The following is a 16,118-nucleotide window of genomic DNA, read 5'->3' as shown; positions in this document are numbered from 1 at the left end:
GTCACACGTTCTGCTCGGCGCAGCGTCAGCGCTTGTGCTGCGCGTCCGCGACCGTCACCTCGACGCGCTGGAACTCCTTGAGCTCGCTGTAGCCCGTCGTCGCCATCGCACGGCGCAGCGCCCCGAAGAAGTTCATCGAGCCGTCCGGGATGTGCGAGGGACCGGAGAGGATCTCCTCGGTCGTGCCGACCACACCGAGGTCGACGCGCTTGCCGCGCGGCACGTCCTCGTGGACGGCCTCCATGCCCCAGTGGTGGCCCTTGCCCGGCGCGTCCGTGGCGCGCGCCAGCGGGGAGCCGATCATCACCGAGTCGGCGCCGCAGGCGATGGCCTTGGGCAGGTCGCCGGACCAGCCCACGCCGCCGTCCGCGATGACGTGCACGTACCGGCCGCCGGACTCGTCCATGTAGTCACGGCGGGCGGCCGCGACGTCCGCGACGGCCGTGGCCATCGGCACCTGGATGCCCAGGACGTTGCGCGTGGTGTGCGCGGCGCCACCGCCGAAGCCGACGAGGACACCGGCCGCACCCGTGCGCATCAGGTGCAGGGCCGCGGTGTACGTGGCGCAACCGCCGACGATCACCGGCACGTCGAGCTCGTAGATGAACTGCTTGAGGTTGAGCGGCTCGGCGGCACCGGAGACGTGCTCGGCGGAGACCGTGGTCCCGCGGATCACGAAGATGTCGACGCCGGCGTCCACGACGGCCTTGGAGAACTCGGCGGTGCGCTGCGGGGAGAGCGCGGCGGCGGTGACCACGCCCGAGTCGCGCACCTCCTTGATGCGCTGCCCGATCAGGTCGGCCTGGATCGGGGCCGCGTAGATCTCCTGGAGGCGCCGGGTCGCGTTGTCGGTGTCCAGCTCCGCGATCTCGTCGAGCAGCGGCTGCGGGTCCTCGTACCGCGTCCACAGGCCCTCGAGGTTCAGCACGCCGAGTCCACCCAGCTCGCCGATGCGGATCGCGGTCTGCGGCGAGACGACCGAGTCCATCGGCGCCGCCAGGAAGGGCAGCTCGAAGCGGTAGGCGTCGATCTGCCAGGCGATCGAGACCTCCTTCGGGTCGCGGGTACGACGGCTCGGCACGACGGCGATGTCGTCGAAGGCGTACGCGCGGCGGCCGCGCTTGCCGCGCCCGATCTCGATCTCAGTCACGTGGGTGGCCCTTCAGCTTTCTTCGGTACTTCGCACTTCTTCGGCACTTCGGCACTCGGTCTGCCGCTCCAGTATCCCCGACGCGCGCAAAGGGGGCGGCCCCGGGAATCCGGACCCGCCCCCACGCGCGCGTGGAACGCTGTCAGCACATCTTTGCCGGTGAGGCCGTCAGCGCTTGTTCGTGTAGTTCGGCGCCTCGACCGTCATCTGGATGTCGTGCGGGTGGCTCTCCTTGAGGCCCGCCGACGTGATCCGCACGAAACGGCCGTTCTTCTGGAGCTCCGGCACCGTCTGGCCGCCTACGTAGAACATCGACTGGCGCAGACCGCCGACCAGCTGGTGCACGACGGAGGAGAGCGGGCCGCGGTAGGGCACCTGGCCCTCGATGCCCTCGGGGACCAGCTTCTCGTCGGAGGCGACGCCCTCCTGGAAGTAGCGGTCCTTGGAGAAGGACTTGCGGTCGCCGCGGGTCTGCATCGCGCCCAGCGAGCCCATGCCGCGGTACGACTTGAACTGCTTGCCGTTGATGAACATCAGCTCGCCCGGGGACTCCTCGCAGCCTGCGAGCAGCGAGCCCAGCATGACCGTGTCCGCGCCGGCGACGAGCGCCTTGGCGATGTCGCCCGAGTACTGCAGGCCACCGTCGCCGATGACCGGGACACCGGCCTCCTTGGCGGCGAGCGACGCTTCGTAGATGGCCGTCACCTGCGGGACGCCGATACCGGCGACGACACGCGTCGTACAGATCGAGCCCGGTCCGACGCCGACCTTGATGCCGTCGACACCGGCGTCGATGAGGGACTTGGCGCCGTCACGGGTGGCGATGTTGCCGCCGATGACGTCCACGCCCGAGGCGTTGGACTTGATCTTGGCGACCATGTCGCCGACCAGGCGGGAGTGGCCGTGCGCGGTGTCGACGACGATGAAGTCGACGCCCGCCTCGATGAGGGCCTGGGCGCGCTCGAAGGCGTCACCCGCGACACCGACGGCGGCGCCCACCAGGAGGCGGCCTTCGCTGTCCTTGGCGGCACCGGGGTACTTCTCGGCCTTGACGAAGTCCTTGACCGTGATGAGGCCCTTGAGGACACCGCTGTCGTCGACGAGCGGAAGCTTTTCGATCTTGTGGCGGCGCAGCAGCTCCATGGCGTCCACGCCGGAGATGCCGACCTTGCCGGTGACGAGCGGCATCGGGGTCATGACCTCGCGCACCTGGCGCGTGCGGTCCGACTCGAAGGCCATGTCGCGGTTGGTGACGATGCCGAGCAGCTTGCCCGCGGGGTCGGTCACCGGGACGCCGCTGATGCGGAACTTGGCGCAGATCGCGTCGGCCTCGCCGAGCGTCGCGTCCGGGTGCACCGTGATCGGGTCGGTGACCATGCCGGACTCGGAGCGCTTCACGAGGTCGACCTGGTTGGCCTGGTCCGCGATGGAGAGATTGCGGTGCAGCACGCCGACGCCACCCTGCCGCGCCATGGCGATCGCCATGCGGGACTCGGTGACCTTGTCCATCGCCGCGGACAGCAGCGGGACGTTCACGCGCACGTTCTTCGAGATGAGCGAGGAAGTGTCGATCTGGTCCGGCGCCATGTCCGACGCGCCGGGCAGCAGCAGCACGTCGTCGTAGGTCAGCCCGAGCGTCGCGAATTTCTCGGGCACTCCGTCGACGTTTGCAGTCATGACACCTTCCCCAAATGGCCTTGATCGGTGCGGATGTCCATGCTAACGGGAACGGAGGGTGTCTCATTCCACGAGCAAGATCATCGACCAGGTTTGTACGTTCATACGTCATGAACGGACGCCGAAGGCGATCGTCGGGCAACCGGTGATCGTTACTGCTCGGCCAGTGCCCGCAACCGGCTCAGCGCGCGATGCTGCGCGACACGCACGGCCCCCGGGGACATCCCCAGCATCTGCCCGGTCTCCTCGGCCGTGAGCCCGACGGCGATCCTCAGGAGCAGCAGCTCGCGCTGGTTCTCCGGAAGGTTGGCCATGAGCTTCTTGGCCCACTCGGCGTCGCTGCTGAGCAGCGCGCGCTCCTCGGGACCGAGGGAGTCGTCGGGGCGCTCCGGCATCTCGTCCGACGGCACCGCCGTGGATCCGGGATGGCGCATCGCCGCGCGCTGCAGGTCGGCGACCTTGTGCGCGGCGATCGCGAAGACGAACGCCTCGAAGGGACGTCCCGTGTCCTTGTAGCGCGGCAGCGCGAGGAGGACCGCGACGCACACTTCCTGCGCCAGATCCTCCACGAAGTGCCGCGCGTCACCCGGCAGTCGGGACAGCCGTGTGCGGCAGTACCGCAGCGCCAGCGGGTGCACATGAGCCAGCAGATCGTGCGTGGCCTGCTCATCACCCTCGACCGCGCGAAGGACGAGGGCACCGATCACCGTCGTCTTGTCATCGCGCATCGGTCCATGGTGCCTTGGCGCTGATTGATCCGTGGCACCACGTCCGTAGTTGTGCACCGAAGCGTTATGAGCAGGTGCGCCGGAACTCATCTCGTGCGCCCTCCCCTCCCGCTCGACCGACCTGTCCCCGAGGAACTCCACACCTCAAGGATGCGGCATCGGCGGCGAAGCAACGGCAACCGCTCCCGCGAGAGGGAGCGACGGGCGTCCGTCGCCCCGCCCACCACACGGCGGGCGGGGAGCGCCGTGCCCGCACGGCGGCACACCTATCGGACCAGGCCCCAGCGGAAACCGAGCGCCACGGCGTGCGCGCGGTCCGAGGCGCCGAGCTTCTTGAACAACCGCCGGGCGTGGGTCTTGACCGTGTCCTCGGAGAGAAAAAGCTCACGTCCGATCTCGGCGTTGGACCTGCCGTGGCTCATGCCCTCGAGCACCTGGATCTCACGCGCGGTGAGGGTGGGCGCCGCGCCCATCTCGGCCGAGCGCAGTCTGCGCGGAGCCAGTCGCCACGTCGGGTCGGCGAGCGCCTGGGTGACGGTCGCGCGCAGTTCGGCGCGCGAGGCGTCCTTGTGCAGATAGCCGCGGGCACCGGCGGCGACCGCGAGCGCGACACCGTCCAGATCCTCGGCGACGGTGAGCATGATGATGCGCGCACCGGGGTCGGCGGACAACAGCCGCCGAACTGTCTCCACGCCGCCCAGACCGGGCATGCGTACGTCCATCAGAATCAGGTCCGAGCGGTCGGCGCCCCAGCGGCGGAGGACTTCCTCGCCGTTGGCCGCTGTCGTCACGCGCTCGACGCCGGGCACGGTCGCGACCGCGCGGCGGAGCGCCTCTCGGGCAAGCGGGGAGTCGTCGCAGACGAGGACGGATGTCATGACTGTCCTCCGCGGCTCTCACAGCTGCTGCGCGTCACCTTGAGCCTCCAGGCTGGTACATATTCGTCACCTGTGCGGTTGACGCTCTCGGACATCTGCCCGAGCGCTTGTTCTTTCAACCGCCTCGCACTCTCAACGACGGTCACCCGAAAGAGTTACGGGGCGGTCGGCCTCGTTCGGCACTCTACGTGAGGGCGCGGACACAGAGCAGGCAGCGCGAGAGACCCTCAACCTTTCATCACAACCCATGCCCCATTTAGCCCTCTTCCTTCCCTTTTGCTGGTGTCTGTGGCTAGATTTTCCAATGAGTCATATTTTCATCTCCTTAGACAGTAGATGTACGGTCATGGGCACCGTATCCGCGCAGAACGGCTACCAGGAGACAAGCAATGGCAGATTTCTCCCGCCTTCCAGGACCGAACGCAGATCTCTGGGACTGGCAGCTCCTCGCGGCCTGCCGCGGGGTCGACAGCTCGCTCTTCTTCCACCCCGAGGGCGAGCGGGGCGCGGCACGCAGTGCGCGTGAGAACTCCGCCAAGGAGGTCTGCATGAGGTGCCCGGTACGCGCGGAGTGCGCCGCTCACGCCCTCGCGGTACGGGAGCCGTACGGCGTCTGGGGCGGGCTCACCGAGGACGAGCGCGAGGAGCTCATGGGCCGCGCCCGCAACCGCCTCGTCACGACATCCACGCCGTCTGCATCGGCGTCCGCCACGGCCTCGACGGCGCACGGCGGCATGGTCACGCGTACCTGAAGGAACGTTTCTTCGCGGCGCGCGCTCAGCGCTCCGCGGCCCGCGCGAGGTGGTCAAGGGTGGCCGCCACAGCGGGCACCTGCGCCAGATCCGGCAGGGTGAGCGCGACGATCTCGCGCTGGACGGCAGGCTCCACCGTCACTGTGCGTGCACCTTTGGGGCGTACGGACTCGATGGCGAGCTCGGGCAGCACCGCGACCCCCAGGCCTGCGCCGACCAGGCCGATCACCGCCGGATAGTCATCGGTCGCGAAATCGATGCGGGGCACGAACCCCGCCCCCTCGCAGACCTCGACCAGCTGCCTGCGACAGCGCGGACAGCCCGCGATCCACGGCTCGTCGGCCAGTTCCCCGATGGCGACCGACTCCGCCATGGCGAGCCGGTGCCCCTCGGGCACGAGGCCGACGAGCCGGTCGGCGAGCAGCGGGCGCACGACCAGGTCGTCCCATTCCTCGGCGGCGGAAGCACCGTCGTACCGGAAGGCGAGCGCCACGTCGCAGTCGCCCTCGCGCAGCATCTCGACCGAGCGCGGCGGCTCGGCGTCCACCAGCGAGACCCGGGTGCCGGGGTGCGCCGCGCGCAGGGCGGCAAGCGCGCTCGGCACCAGCGTCGAGCTGCCGCTGGGGAAGGAGACGAGGCGGACCCGGCCCGCCCGCAGGCCCGCGATGGCGGCGACCTCCTCCTCGGCGGCGGTCAGTCCCGCCAGGATCCCCGCGGCGTGCCGGACCAGGGCCTCGCCCGCCTGAGTCAGGCGCATCTCACGGCCTGTGCGGATCAGGAGCGGCGTACCCGCGGAGGTTTCGAGTGCCTTCATCTGCTGGCTGACGGCGGGCTGGGTGCAGCCGAGCTCACGCGCGGCGGCCGAGAAGGAGCCGGTGGCGGCGACGGCACGCAGGACGCGGAGATGACGGGCCTCGATCATGAATCAAGCATAAGTGACGCTTGGATTAAATGCCCAATAATGCGTCGACGCTTTGAGTGAGCTCGCCTACCCTTCCCGCCATGAAGCTTCTCTCCGTGAATCTGGGCCGGCACAAGGCCGTCGAGTACACCGACGCGCCCTCGGGCAGTACCGGCATCGACAAACACCCCGCCGAAGGGGCCGTACGGGTGGCGGCTCCCGGCCCCAAGGGTGCCGCCGGGAGCGGGGTCGCCGGGGACGAGGTCTGCGACCTGCGGCACCACGGCGGGAACGACCAGGCGGTGTACGCCTACGCGCGCGAGGACCTGGACGAGTGGGAGCGCCTGCTCGGCCACCCGCTGGCGGGCGGCTCCTTCGGCGAGAACCTCACGACCTCCGGGCTCGACGTGAACGGCGCGGAGATCGGCGAGCGCTGGCGCGTCGGCCCCGATCTGCTCATCGAGGTGACGTCGGCCCGCATTCCCTGTCAGACGTTCCAGGGCCATCTCGGCGAGACGAAGTGGGTCAAGCGCTTCACGCAGCAAGGTGCTCCCGGCGCCTATCTGCGGGTGATCGAACCGGGCGAGATCCGGGGCGGCGACACGATCGATGTCGTGCACCGGCCGGGGCACGACATCACCGTCGCCCTCCAGTTCAGGGCCGTCACGACGGAGAGGGAGTTGCTGCCGCGCCTGCTCGCCGCCGGGGACGCGCTGCACCCCGAGGCGATCGAAACGGCTCGGAAGTATGTGGAGAAGTACGGCTCGCAGACCTCGTAACTGACTTTCTGCACCGGCGACTTGACGAGGCAGCAGGTCAAGGGGCCCGTCCGGGCGACACAGCGGTCTGCGGATCTCACTAGCCTTGGTCCATGACTACGGCTCTGATTACGGGATCGACCGCCGGTATCGGCGCGGCCTTCGCCCGGCGGCTCGCCGGTGACGGCCACAACCTGGTCCTGGTGGCACGGAACACCGAGCGACTGCGGGAACAGGCGACCGAACTGCACGACCGGCACGGCATCGAGGCGGAGGTCCTCACCGCGGACCTCGCGACGGACGACGGGATCACCACCGTCGAGAAGCGGCTCGCGGACCGCAGGAACCCGGTCGACCTGCTGGTGAACAACGCCGGGTTCGGCAACAAGGGCAAGTATCTGGAGGTGTCGATCGAGGACGAGTTGACGATGCTGAAGGTGCACTGCGAGGCAGTGCTCCGGCTGACGTCGGCGGCGACGGAATCGATGCGGGAGCGGGGCCGCGGGGGCGTCGTGAACGTCGCCTCGGTGGCGGCGTTCGTGCCGCGCGGGACGTACGGGGCGTCGAAGGCGTGGGTCGTGCAGTTCACGCAGGGCGCGGCGAAGGACCTGGCCGGCTCCGGGGTGCGGTTGATGGCCCTGTGCCCCGGGTTCGTACGGACCGAGTTCCACGAGCGCGCCGGGATGGGGACGTCCAACATCCCCAAGTGGATGTGGCTCGACGCGGACAAGCTGGTCGCGGCGGCGCTTTCCGACTTGGCGCGGGGCAAGACCCTGTCCATCCCGGACCCCCGCTACAAGGCGCTGATGGGCGTGGTGAAGGTGACGCCGAGGGCGTTGCTGGGCGGGGTGACATCGAGGACGGGCAGGAAATACGGCCCGCAGTAGAGCGTCGACAGGGGCGCGGGGAACTGCGCGAGGACGGACCACGACCCGCGTCCGGCAACGGCGCGCAACCCGGCGGACGAGAACCCGAAAAGGACCGAGGCCCGGCTTCCCTCACCAGGGAAGCCGGGCCTCGGTCACCGTTCAAGCCGAGCGCAGCGGGTCAGTGCGAGTGACCGTGGCCGTGGCCCCCGGCGTCGGCCTCTTCCTCGGCCGGCTTCTCGACGACCAGGGTCTCGGTCGTGAGGAGCAGCGACGCGATGGACGCGGCGTTCTCCAGGGCGGAGCGGGTGACCTTGACCGGGTCGATGACGCCGGCCTTGACCAGGTCGCCGTACTCGCCGGTCGCGGCGTTGAAGCCGAAGCCCTTGTCGAGCTCGGCGACCTTCGAGGTGATGACGTAGCCCTCGAGGCCGGCGTTCTCGGCGATCCAGCGCAGCGGCTCGACGGCGGCGCGGCGGACGACGGCGACACCGGTGGCCTCGTCGCCCTCCTTGCCGAGGTTGCCCTCGAGCACCTTGACGGCGTGCACCAGAGCGGAGCCACCACCGGAGACGATGCCCTCCTCGACCGCGGCGCGGGTCGCGGAGATGGCGTCCTCCAGACGGTGCTTCTTCTCCTTGAGCTCGACCTCGGTCGCGGCGCCGACCTTGATCACGCAGACGCCACCGGCGAGCTTCGCCAGGCGCTCCTGCAGCTTCTCGCGGTCCCAGTCCGAGTCCGTGGACTCGATCTCGGCCTTGATCTGGTTGACGCGGCCCGCGACCTCGGAGGCGTCGCCGCCGCCGTCGACGACGGTCGTGTCGTCCTTGGTGACGGTCACGCGACGGGCGGTGCCGAGCACGTCCAGGCCGACCTGGTCGAGCTTGAGGCCGACCTCTTCGGCGATGACGGTGCCGCCGGTGAGGGTGGCGAGGTCACCGAGCATGGCCTTGCGGCGGTCACCGAAGCCCGGGGCCTTCACCGCGACGGCGTTGAAGGTGCCGCGGATCTTGTTCACGACCAGGGTCGACAGGGCCTCGCCCTCGACGTCCTCGGCGATGATCAGGAGCGGCTTCGAGGCGTTGGTCTGGATGACCTTCTCGAGCAGCGGCAGGAGGTCCTGGATCGAGGAGATCTTGCCCTGGTGGATCAGGATGTACGGGTCGTCGAGGACGGCCTCCATACGCTCCTGGTCGGACACCATGTACGGGGACAGGTAGCCCTTGTCGAAGGCCATGCCCTCGGTGAAGTCGAGCTCCAGGCCGAAGGTGTTGGACTCCTCGACGGTGATGACACCGTCCTTGCCGACCTTGTCCATCGCCTCGGCGATGAGCTCGCCGACCTGCGGGTCCTGGGCGGACAGACCGGCGACGGCCGCGATGTCGGCCTTGTCGTCGATCGGGCGCGCGGTCGAGAGGAGCTCGTCGGACACGGCCTTGACGGCGGCGTCGATGCCCTTCTTCAGGGCGGCCGGGGAGGCGCCGGCGGCTACGTTGCGCAGGCCTTCCTTGACCAGGGCCTGGGCCAGGACCGTCGCGGTGGTGGTGCCGTCACCCGCGATGTCGTTGGTCTTGGTCGCCACCTCCTTGACGAGCTGCGCGCCGAGGTTCTCGTACGGGTCCTCGACCTCGACCTCACGGGCGATGGTGACACCGTCGTTGGTGATGGTGGGCGCGCCGAACTTCTTGTCGATGACGACGTTGCGGCCGCGGGGGCCGATCGTCACCTTGACCGTGTCGGCAAGCTTGTTGACGCCGCGCTCGAGGGCGCGACGGGCGTCCTCGTCGAACTTCAGGATCTTCGCCATGGGAGCGGTTCAGCCCTCTCGGATACTCGGTTTCAACGAACTGCGCCCCTCGCCGCCCGGCAATCAGCGGGGTGACCAGGGGCGCAGCTCAAATCAATACTGGTGAAGCAGGTGAATTACTTCTCGACGATCGCGAGCACGTCGCGAGCCGAGAGGACGAGGTACTCGTCGCCGTTGTACTTCACCTCGGTGCCGCCGTACTTGCTGTACAGCACGACATCGCCGACCTTCACGTCGAGCGGCAGGCGCTCGCCGTTCTCGAAGCGGCCCGGGCCCACAGCGAGGACAGCACCCTCCTGGGGCTTCTCCTTCGCGGTGTCCGGAATGACCAGGCCAGAGGCCGTGGTCTGCTCGGCGTCGAGCGGCTGGACCACAATGCGGTCCTCGAGCGGCTTGATGGCAACCTTGGAGCTGGCGGTCGTCACGATCCGGTCTCCCCCTTCGGAGATCTACGGGGTTAACAGTCTGGGGTGGCGACCAGGTGGATCCGTCGTCGCGGGTGCCGGACCTGCCCGTCGCTGTTGGCACTCTCCAGTGGTGAGTGCCAAGGCCGAGACTAGGACGACGATTAGCACTCGGTCAAGCGGACTGCTAATTCACTGACGCGGGTCTTATCGGGACGGAGCGCCTTCCGGGGGTGTGGAGATGGCGTCACGCCCCTCGCGGCAACGTTTCCCGGGAGTCGGCGGTTCCGTCTCCGCTGCCGTGTGCCGCCCTGATTTCAGTGGCCCGGCAGGTGGGGCACAGGTGGGCGAGGCCACCGGTTTCCTCGGCGGGACCTTCTCCGCCGCCTTCCTGCCCAGCCGCTCGATCGGGTCCACCGACTGCGCGCACCCCGTGAGCAGCGCGGGCGCGAGCACGCCCGCCGCGAGGGCCGCGGCGAAGTAGCGGTGTGCCCGCGCCCGCCCCGTCACAGGTAGTCCTCCAGCCTGGCCACCGCGTACCCCTTGTCGGTGACCGTCTTCATGACCTTGCGGACCATGTCGGGCATCGTGCCCTTCCAGTCCTCGCGCCCGCGGAAGTGCGTGAGGATGATGTCGCCGGGGTGCAGGTCCCGGTCCCACTCGCGCCAGTCCATGCGGTTGGGGAAGGCCTCGGACGCCCACAGCGGGACCGCCTTGATGCCGCAGGTCTTGGCGGCGCGCAGCGAATCCGCGTTGTAGTTGCCGTACGGCGGGCGGAAGAGCTCGGGCCGCTTGCCGTAGCGCTTCTGGATGACGTCTTGCATGCCGCAGATCTCGCGGCGCTGGCCCTCGTACGAAAGCCCCGGCAGGTAGCGGTGGTTGAGCGTGTGGTTGTTCAGCGCGACCCCGCGGGACTGCATCTTCTTGAAGTAGCCGTAGTCCTCCTTGACCAGGTAGTCGCTGAGGAACGCGGTGTACGGGATCTTCAGGTCGCTCATCATCTTGAGCAGCGCCGGATCCTTCTCGGCGCCGTCGTCGATGGTCAGGAAGACGATCTTCTTCTTGGTCGGGATGGTCGTGAAGACGGGCGGCAGGCTCGCCTGCCCCTTGACCTCGAACCCCTTGCGCGTGGTGATCTTCGGCTTGACGGCCGGGGCGGTCGGCGCGGTCAGCGGGGTCTTCGCCAGGCCCCAGCGCTTCGCGGCGGCGGCGCGGGCGACCTGGGCGACGCGGAGTTTCTGGGCGTAGGAGTCCAGGGCGCGGGCGGGCGGCGCGTCCAGGCGCTGCTGGCCGGGGGCGGGATTGGCCCCGCCGTCGGCGCCCGACGCACAGCCGGAGGCGATCGCGGCGACGGTGAGCACGGCCGCCCCGGCCCGCACCCGGCCCCTCACCCGGCCCAGCGCCGGGACCGGCCCCCGCGCCTTCCATCTCGCCCTGAATTTGTCGTTTTGTCGTACTAGTTGCATGGCGCCGGATTTTTGCAGCTCAAGGCCCCGTCGAGGGGCCGACACCGCCGCCGGGCGCGCACCATCCACCGACTGGCCCACAATGGGCCGGGTGAACGACCTCGACCGCGACTCGACTGCCCTGACCTCCTTCTCCGCGCTGCTCAGCGCCGAGGGCCGGTCCCTGCTCGATCTCGACGAGGTGCGCGATGCCGATCCGGCCCGGGAGCTGGCCGTCGCCACCCGGCTGCGCCGCGAGCACCCGGCGGAGCTGGTCACGGCGGTGCTCGCGCAGGCGCGGCTGCGGCGGCGGGCGGTGGCGAAGTTCGGCGCGCAGGACGCGGGGCGGATGTTCTTCACGCCGAACGGCGTCGAACAGGCGACGCGCACGAGCGTGGCCGTGCACCGCGCCGAGCGCTTCAAGGCCATGGGCGTACGCAGCGTGGCCGATCTCTGCTGCGGCATCGGCGGCGACGCGATCGCCCTCGCGCGGGCCGGGATCGCCGTCCTCGCCGTGGACCGTGACCCGCTGACCTGCGCGGTGGCGCGCGCGAACGCGGAGGCGCTGGGGCTCGACGGCCTCATCGAGGTGCGCGAGGCCGATGTCACCGAGGTCGACACGGCCGCGTACGACGCCGTCTTCGTGGACCCGGCGCGGCGCGGCGGGCGGGGCCGCATCTTCGACCCCGAGGCCTACTCCCCGCCCCTCTCCTGGGCCGTCGAGGCCGCCCGCAAGGCCCCGCACGCGGCGCTGAAGATCGCTCCCGGCATCCCGCACGAGGCGGTTCCCGCCGAGGCGGCGGCGGAGTGGATCTCGGACGGCGGGGACGTGAAAGAGGCCGTGCTGTGGTTCGGCACCGACACCCCGTCCTCGCACCGCGCGACGCTGCTGCCCTCGGGCGCATCGCTGTGGTCCTCGCTCGACGCGATGCTGCCGGACCCTCAGGTGCGGGCGGTGGGGCGCTATCTGTACGAGCCGGACGGCGCCGTCATCCGTGCGCATCTGGTGGCGGAGGTGGCCGCGCGGGTGGAGGGCGGCCTGATCGACGAGACCATCGCGTACGTCACCTCCGACGCCCTGCACACGACGCCGTACGCGGTGGCGTACGAGATCACCGATCAACTGCCCTTCGGCGTGAAGAAGTTGAAGGCGGTGCTGCGGGAGCGGGAGGTCGGGATCCTGACGGTGAAGAAGCGGGGGTCCGCGGTGGAGCCGGAGGAACTGCGCCGGAAGGTGAAGCCGCAGGGCAAGAACTCCGCGACGGTGTTTCTGACGCGGGTGGCGGGGGCGCCGGCGATGTTGATCGGGCAGCCGGTCGCAGGGGCCTGAAGCCCGGGGTCCCGGGCCCCGTCGATCACCGGCTCAGCCGAGTCCGTCCTCGAACTCCCCCGAGCCCTCCTCGAACTCCCCGAGCTCTCAAGGAGCAGGCGGGGACCCCCACGACGGGCCGGTCCTTTCGGCCCGCCCCAGCAGCAACTCCCGCTCCCGCTCATTGCGCGTGAGCCCCGCAGCCCGCTCGAACTCCGCCCGCGCCTCCGCGCCGCGCCCGAGGCGGGCCAGCAGGTCACCCCGCACGCTGGGCAGCAAGTGGTAGTCCTTCAGGGCGGGTTCGTCCGCGAGCGCGTCCACCAGACGCAGCGCCTCAGCCGGGCCCGATGCCATCGACACGGCCACCGCGCGGTTCAGTTCGATCACCGGTGACGGGGTGCGGGCGGCCAGCAGGCCGTACAAGGCGGCGATCTGGGGCCAGTCCGTTTCCTCGTACGACGCGGCGTTCGCGTGGCAGGCGGCGATCGCGGCCTGAAGCTCGTAGGGGCCGGGGCCGCCCGTCGACGCGGCCCGCGCGTGGGCGAGTGCCGCGAAGCCCCGCCGGATCAGCGGCTGGTTCCAGTGGCGGCGGTTCTGGTCCGCGAGGAGCACCGGCTCGCCCTCCGGGCCCGTCCGCGCCGCCGCGCGGGACGTCTGGAGCTCCAACAGCGCCGCCAGGCCGTGCACTTCGGCCTCCCGGGGCATCAGTCCCGCCAGCACCCGGGCGAGGCGCAGCGCGTCCTCGCACAAGGAGGGGCGCAGCCAGTCGTCGCCCGCCGTGGCCGCGTACCCCTCGTTGAAGATGAGGTAGATGACTTCGAGCACCGACCCGAGCCTGGCCTCGCGCTCGGCTCCGTACGGCACTTCGAAGGCCACTGCCTTGACGGCGAGCGTGCGCTTCGCGCGCACGACGCGCTGGGCCACCGTCGCCTCGGGGACCAGCATCGCGCGGGCGATCTCCGCCGTCGTGAGGCCGCCGAGCAGCCGCAGGGTGAGTGCGATGCGGGCCTCGGCGGAGAGCACCGGGTGGCAGGCGGTGAAGACGAGGCGCAGGAGGTCGTCGTCGATGTCGTCGGGGTCGGCCGGTTCGTCGGCGTGGGGCGGGGCCGTCTCCAGGTCGCGGCCCATCTCCTGAAGCTTGCGCGCGTAGCGCTCCCTGCGGCGTACGAGGTCGATGGCACGGCGCTTGGCGGTGGTCGTCAGCCAGGCGCCCGGATTGTCGGGGACGCCGGTCCGCGGCCACTGTTCCAGGGCGGCTACCAGCGCGTCCTGCGCCAGCTCCTCCGCGATGCCCACGTCGCGCACGATCCGCGCGACACCGGCGATGAGGCGCGGGGACTCGATCCGGAACACGGTCTCGATGGCGTTGCGGGGAGCGTCCGGGCGAGGGTGCTCCGAGGAGTGGGCCGTCACGGCCACCCATCAGAGCACCCTCCGCGGGGCACCGCAAAGACCCGGCGCCCACGGCCCGCGGCCCGGACTCAGCCCTCGATGATCTCCCGGACCTCCGCCGTCACCGTCCACTGCTCGTCGTGGACCTTCAGGAACCGGCTCGCCCACTCGACCGCCTCGGCCCTGTCCTTGCACTGGGTGATCGAGTAGCCGCCGACGACCTCCTTGGCCTCGGTGAACGGCCCGTCGGTGACGGAAAGCCGGCCGCCCTCCCAGTGGACACGGGTGCCCTCGGCGTTCGGGGTGAGGCCGGCGGTCTCGAGCATCACCCCGGCCTTGGTGATCTCCTCCAGGAGCGCGCCCATGCGCTCGCCCATCTCGGGGCTCGGGCCGCCCTCGGGGGAGTTCTTCTCGTCGACGCGGATCATCGTCAGGTAGCGCGGCATGGTGGTCTCCCATCGGGTGGTGGCGGGGCTTCTCCTCGCCTCTCACCCATGCGTCGAACGGGAGACGCCCGGATCGACATCGTCGCCCAGATTCTTCGAAGAATCTTCTCGGGCAGGCGTTTGCGCAGGTCGCAGCCGTGCGGGAGCGCGATGCAGCACCGCCGTGGCCAACGCCGCCGCCACGAGCAGCGCCGCGGCGACACCGAACGCCGTCGCGTACCCGTCCGCGAGCGCGCCGGGCCCACGGCCTGACCCCGTGACGCCCGACGCCACCGTCACCAGGACCGCGAGCCCCAGCGAGCCGCCCAACTGCCGGGAGCTGTTGAGCAGCCCCGACGCCATGCCGGTCTCCTCGGCGGCGACACCGGACGTCGCCGCCGTGCCGAGCGGCACGAAGCACATGCCGATGCCGACGCTCGCCACCAGCGAGGGCCCCACGATGGATCCCAGGAAGGTGCCGCCGGGGCCGACCGTGAGGGCGAACCACACGAACCCCGCCGCTCCGAGCAGCCCTCCGGTCACCAACAGCGTCCGTTCCCCGAAACGCCCGACCTTCCGCGCCGAGATCACCGACCCGGCGACGACGCCCACACAGAACGGCAGGAACGCCGCTCCCGCCCGCGTCGACCCGTACGACATGACCTCCTGCAGATAGAGCGAGGTGAAGTAGAAGGCGGCGAACTGCCCCGACGACATCAGCAGCGCGAACGCGTTCGCGGAGGCCACGGGGCGGTTCTTGAGCAGGCCGAGCCGGAGCAGCGGCTCACGCTGCCGGGACTCGACGACGGCGAACGCGACGAGCAGCAGGGCCGCCGCGCCGAGGGTGCCCAGGGTCGTGCCGGATCCCCATGCGTACGTCTCCGTGCGGACGAGGCCGAGGACGAGCAGAGCCATGCCCGCCGTGACGAGCAGCGCGCCCAGTACGTCGAGGCGCGGCGCGGGCCCGGTGCGCCGGTCGGCGGGCACGCCACGGCGCGAGAGCAGGAGCGCGCCGAGCACCACGGGGACGTTGATCAGCATCACGGAGCGCCAGCCCGCCCATTCGGTGAGCACACCGCCCGCCATCACTCCGACCGCACCGCCGAGCGCACCCGCCGCGCCCCAGAGCCCGAGCGCCCGTGAACGCGCGGCCCCTGCCGCGTGGTTGACGGTGATCAGCGCGAGCGCGACGGGTGCGAGCGCCGCCGCGCCCGCACCCTGCACGGCCCGCGCCGCGACGAGCTGCCCCGGCGTCTGCGCGAGCCCGCCGACCAGGCTCGCGATGCCGAAGACCGCGAACCCGGCGATCAGGGTGCGCCGCCGCCCGACCAGGTCGGCGAGGCGCCCACCCAGCATGAGGAGGCCGCCGAAGGCGAGCGCGTAGGCGTTGACGACCCAGAGCAGCGAATCGGCCCCGAAGCCGAGGTCGTCGCCGATGTCGGGCAGCGCGATGTTCACGACGGACATGTCCAGGGAGACCAGGAACTGCACGGTGAGCAGCACTGGCAGCAACCAATGGGACTGCGGGGGCTTGGAGTCAGCAGGATTCACCATGCCCACGCACATTACTATACGCGTATAGAAAATAAAACGGCGTGCGTCATCCACACCCCCGGGGCGCGACAA

Annotated in this window: 16 protein-coding genes; 5 read left to right on the top strand and 11 right to left on the bottom strand. The window is 70.3% G+C overall.

All coding sequences use genetic code 11. The features are described from left to right. Nucleotides 1-25: 25 nt before the first annotated feature. The 4 genes from AC07AG_RS11460 to AC07AG_RS11445 all read right to left on the bottom strand — a co-directional run bounded on the left by AC07AG_RS11460 (nt 26) and on the right by AC07AG_RS11445 (nt 4,433). Nucleotides 26-1,150 (bottom strand): GuaB3 family IMP dehydrogenase-related protein, encoded by a 1,125-nt coding sequence (locus AC07AG_RS11460; RefSeq protein WP_249588295.1) that lies wholly within the window; start codon nt 1,148-1,150, stop codon nt 26-28. A 168-nt stretch (nt 1,151-1,318) separates the two neighbouring features. Beyond that, a complete protein-coding gene (gene guaB / locus AC07AG_RS11455; protein ID WP_478754135.1) occupies nt 1,319-2,827 on the bottom strand; it encodes an IMP dehydrogenase in 1,509 nt (502 codons plus the stop codon). 152 nt (nt 2,828-2,979) lie between these two features. Beyond that, nucleotides 2,980-3,555 (bottom strand): sigma-70 family RNA polymerase sigma factor, encoded by a 576-nt coding sequence (locus tag AC07AG_RS11450; RefSeq protein WP_055549856.1) that lies wholly within the window; start codon nt 3,553-3,555, stop codon nt 2,980-2,982. Between the two features lie 266 nt (nt 3,556-3,821). Beyond that, a complete protein-coding gene (locus AC07AG_RS11445) occupies nt 3,822-4,433 on the bottom strand; it encodes a response regulator transcription factor (protein WP_003948568.1) in 612 nt (203 codons plus the stop codon). A 389-nt stretch (nt 4,434-4,822) separates the two neighbouring features. On the opposite strand from AC07AG_RS11445, the gene AC07AG_RS11440 reads away from it, so the two are divergent. Continuing rightward, nucleotides 4,823-5,185, top strand: a complete 363-nt coding sequence (locus tag AC07AG_RS11440) for a WhiB family transcriptional regulator (RefSeq protein WP_478754133.1) — start codon at nt 4,823-4,825, stop codon at nt 5,183-5,185. Nucleotides 5,186-5,210: 25 nt separating this feature from the next. On the opposite strand, the gene AC07AG_RS11435 is transcribed toward AC07AG_RS11440, so the two are convergent. After that, the gene (locus tag AC07AG_RS11435) at nt 5,211-6,107 is read right to left on the bottom strand and encodes a LysR family transcriptional regulator (RefSeq protein WP_478754131.1); all 897 of its coding nucleotides are present in this window, start codon (nt 6,105-6,107) and stop codon (nt 5,211-5,213) included. Nucleotides 6,108-6,187: 80 nt separating this feature from the next. On the opposite strand from AC07AG_RS11435, the gene AC07AG_RS11430 reads away from it, so the two are divergent. Together AC07AG_RS11430 and AC07AG_RS11425 are read left to right on the top strand one after the other, a co-directional pair. Next, nucleotides 6,188-6,865 carry an MOSC domain-containing protein gene (locus AC07AG_RS11430; RefSeq protein WP_478754129.1) on the top strand — a complete coding sequence of 226 codons (678 nt, stop codon included), beginning with the start codon at nt 6,188-6,190 and terminating at the stop codon, nt 6,863-6,865. Nucleotides 6,866-6,957: 92 nt separating this feature from the next. Continuing rightward, entirely contained in the window at nt 6,958-7,731 is a 774-nt protein-coding gene (locus AC07AG_RS11425) for an SDR family NAD(P)-dependent oxidoreductase (RefSeq protein WP_478754128.1), read from the top strand. A gap of 160 nt (nt 7,732-7,891) precedes the next feature. Here the strand turns inward: AC07AG_RS11425 and groL are convergent, their stop codons facing one another. Together groL and groES are read right to left on the bottom strand one after the other, a co-directional pair. After that, nucleotides 7,892-9,517 carry a chaperonin GroEL gene (gene groL, locus AC07AG_RS11420; protein ID WP_478754126.1) on the bottom strand — a complete coding sequence of 542 codons (1,626 nt, stop codon included), beginning with the start codon at nt 9,515-9,517 and terminating at the stop codon, nt 7,892-7,894. A 116-nt stretch (nt 9,518-9,633) separates the two neighbouring features. Then, nucleotides 9,634-9,942, bottom strand: a complete 309-nt coding sequence (gene groES / locus AC07AG_RS11415) for a co-chaperone GroES (protein ID WP_006347174.1) — start codon at nt 9,940-9,942, stop codon at nt 9,634-9,636. 322 nt (nt 9,943-10,264) lie between these two features. Between groES and AC07AG_RS11410 the strand changes: the two genes are divergently transcribed. After that, on the top strand, nt 10,265-10,405 hold the full coding sequence (locus AC07AG_RS11410) for a hypothetical protein (RefSeq protein ID WP_478754124.1): 141 nt from the start codon (nt 10,265-10,267) through the stop codon (nt 10,403-10,405). A gap of 22 nt (nt 10,406-10,427) precedes the next feature. Here AC07AG_RS11410 and AC07AG_RS11405 read toward each other — a convergent pair whose 3' ends face one another. Then, entirely contained in the window at nt 10,428-11,387 is a 960-nt protein-coding gene (locus AC07AG_RS11405) for a polysaccharide deacetylase family protein (protein ID WP_478754122.1), read from the bottom strand. An 82-nt stretch (nt 11,388-11,469) separates the two neighbouring features. On the opposite strand from AC07AG_RS11405, the gene AC07AG_RS11400 reads away from it, so the two are divergent. Continuing rightward, on the top strand, nt 11,470-12,696 hold the full coding sequence (locus AC07AG_RS11400) for a THUMP-like domain-containing protein (RefSeq protein WP_478754120.1): 1,227 nt from the start codon (nt 11,470-11,472) through the stop codon (nt 12,694-12,696). 87 nt (nt 12,697-12,783) lie between these two features. Here AC07AG_RS11400 and AC07AG_RS11395 read toward each other — a convergent pair whose 3' ends face one another. From AC07AG_RS11395 to AC07AG_RS11385, 3 genes are all read right to left on the bottom strand, one after another. Beyond that, nucleotides 12,784-14,094 carry an RNA polymerase sigma factor gene (locus tag AC07AG_RS11395; protein WP_478754118.1) on the bottom strand — a complete coding sequence of 437 codons (1,311 nt, stop codon included), beginning with the start codon at nt 14,092-14,094 and terminating at the stop codon, nt 12,784-12,786. A 62-nt stretch (nt 14,095-14,156) separates the two neighbouring features. Further along, on the bottom strand, nt 14,157-14,513 hold the full coding sequence (locus AC07AG_RS11390) for a YciI family protein (RefSeq protein ID WP_249588305.1): 357 nt from the start codon (nt 14,511-14,513) through the stop codon (nt 14,157-14,159). A gap of 42 nt (nt 14,514-14,555) precedes the next feature. Then, nucleotides 14,556-16,046, bottom strand: a complete 1,491-nt coding sequence (locus tag AC07AG_RS11385; protein WP_478754116.1) for an MFS transporter — start codon at nt 16,044-16,046, stop codon at nt 14,556-14,558. Between the last annotated feature and the right edge of the window lie 72 nt (nt 16,047-16,118).

The organism is Streptomyces sp. NPDC044044 (genome assembly GCF_056434405.1).
Note: the sequence above shows the minus strand (reverse complement) of the source record. Positions and strands in the feature narration are given on the sequence as shown.

Excerpts from the sequence above, each read along its gene's own strand:
- guaB (WP_478754135.1), bottom strand. The coding sequence starts at position 2,827 with ATGACTGCAAACGTCGACGGAGTGCCCGAGAAATTCGCGACGCTCGGG.
- AC07AG_RS11450 (WP_055549856.1), bottom strand. The coding sequence starts at position 3,555 with ATGCGCGATGACAAGACGACGGTGATCGGTGCCCTCGTCCTTCGCGCG.
- AC07AG_RS11445 (WP_003948568.1), bottom strand. The coding sequence starts at position 4,433 with ATGACATCCGTCCTCGTCTGCGACGACTCCCCGCTTGCCCGAGAGGCG.
- AC07AG_RS11440 (WP_478754133.1), top strand. The coding sequence starts at position 4,823 with ATGGCAGATTTCTCCCGCCTTCCAGGACCGAACGCAGATCTCTGGGAC.
- AC07AG_RS11435 (WP_478754131.1), bottom strand. The coding sequence starts at position 6,107 with ATGATCGAGGCCCGTCATCTCCGCGTCCTGCGTGCCGTCGCCGCCACC.
- AC07AG_RS11430 (WP_478754129.1), top strand. The coding sequence starts at position 6,188 with ATGAAGCTTCTCTCCGTGAATCTGGGCCGGCACAAGGCCGTCGAGTAC.
- AC07AG_RS11425 (WP_478754128.1), top strand. The coding sequence starts at position 6,958 with ATGACTACGGCTCTGATTACGGGATCGACCGCCGGTATCGGCGCGGCC.
- groL (WP_478754126.1), bottom strand. The coding sequence starts at position 9,517 with ATGGCGAAGATCCTGAAGTTCGACGAGGACGCCCGTCGCGCCCTCGAG.
- AC07AG_RS11405 (WP_478754122.1), bottom strand. The coding sequence starts at position 11,387 with ATGCAACTAGTACGACAAAACGACAAATTCAGGGCGAGATGGAAGGCG.
- AC07AG_RS11400 (WP_478754120.1), top strand. The coding sequence starts at position 11,470 with ATGGGCCGGGTGAACGACCTCGACCGCGACTCGACTGCCCTGACCTCC.
- AC07AG_RS11390 (WP_249588305.1), bottom strand. The coding sequence starts at position 14,513 with ATGCCGCGCTACCTGACGATGATCCGCGTCGACGAGAAGAACTCCCCC.
- AC07AG_RS11385 (WP_478754116.1), bottom strand. The coding sequence starts at position 16,046 with ATGGTGAATCCTGCTGACTCCAAGCCCCCGCAGTCCCATTGGTTGCTG.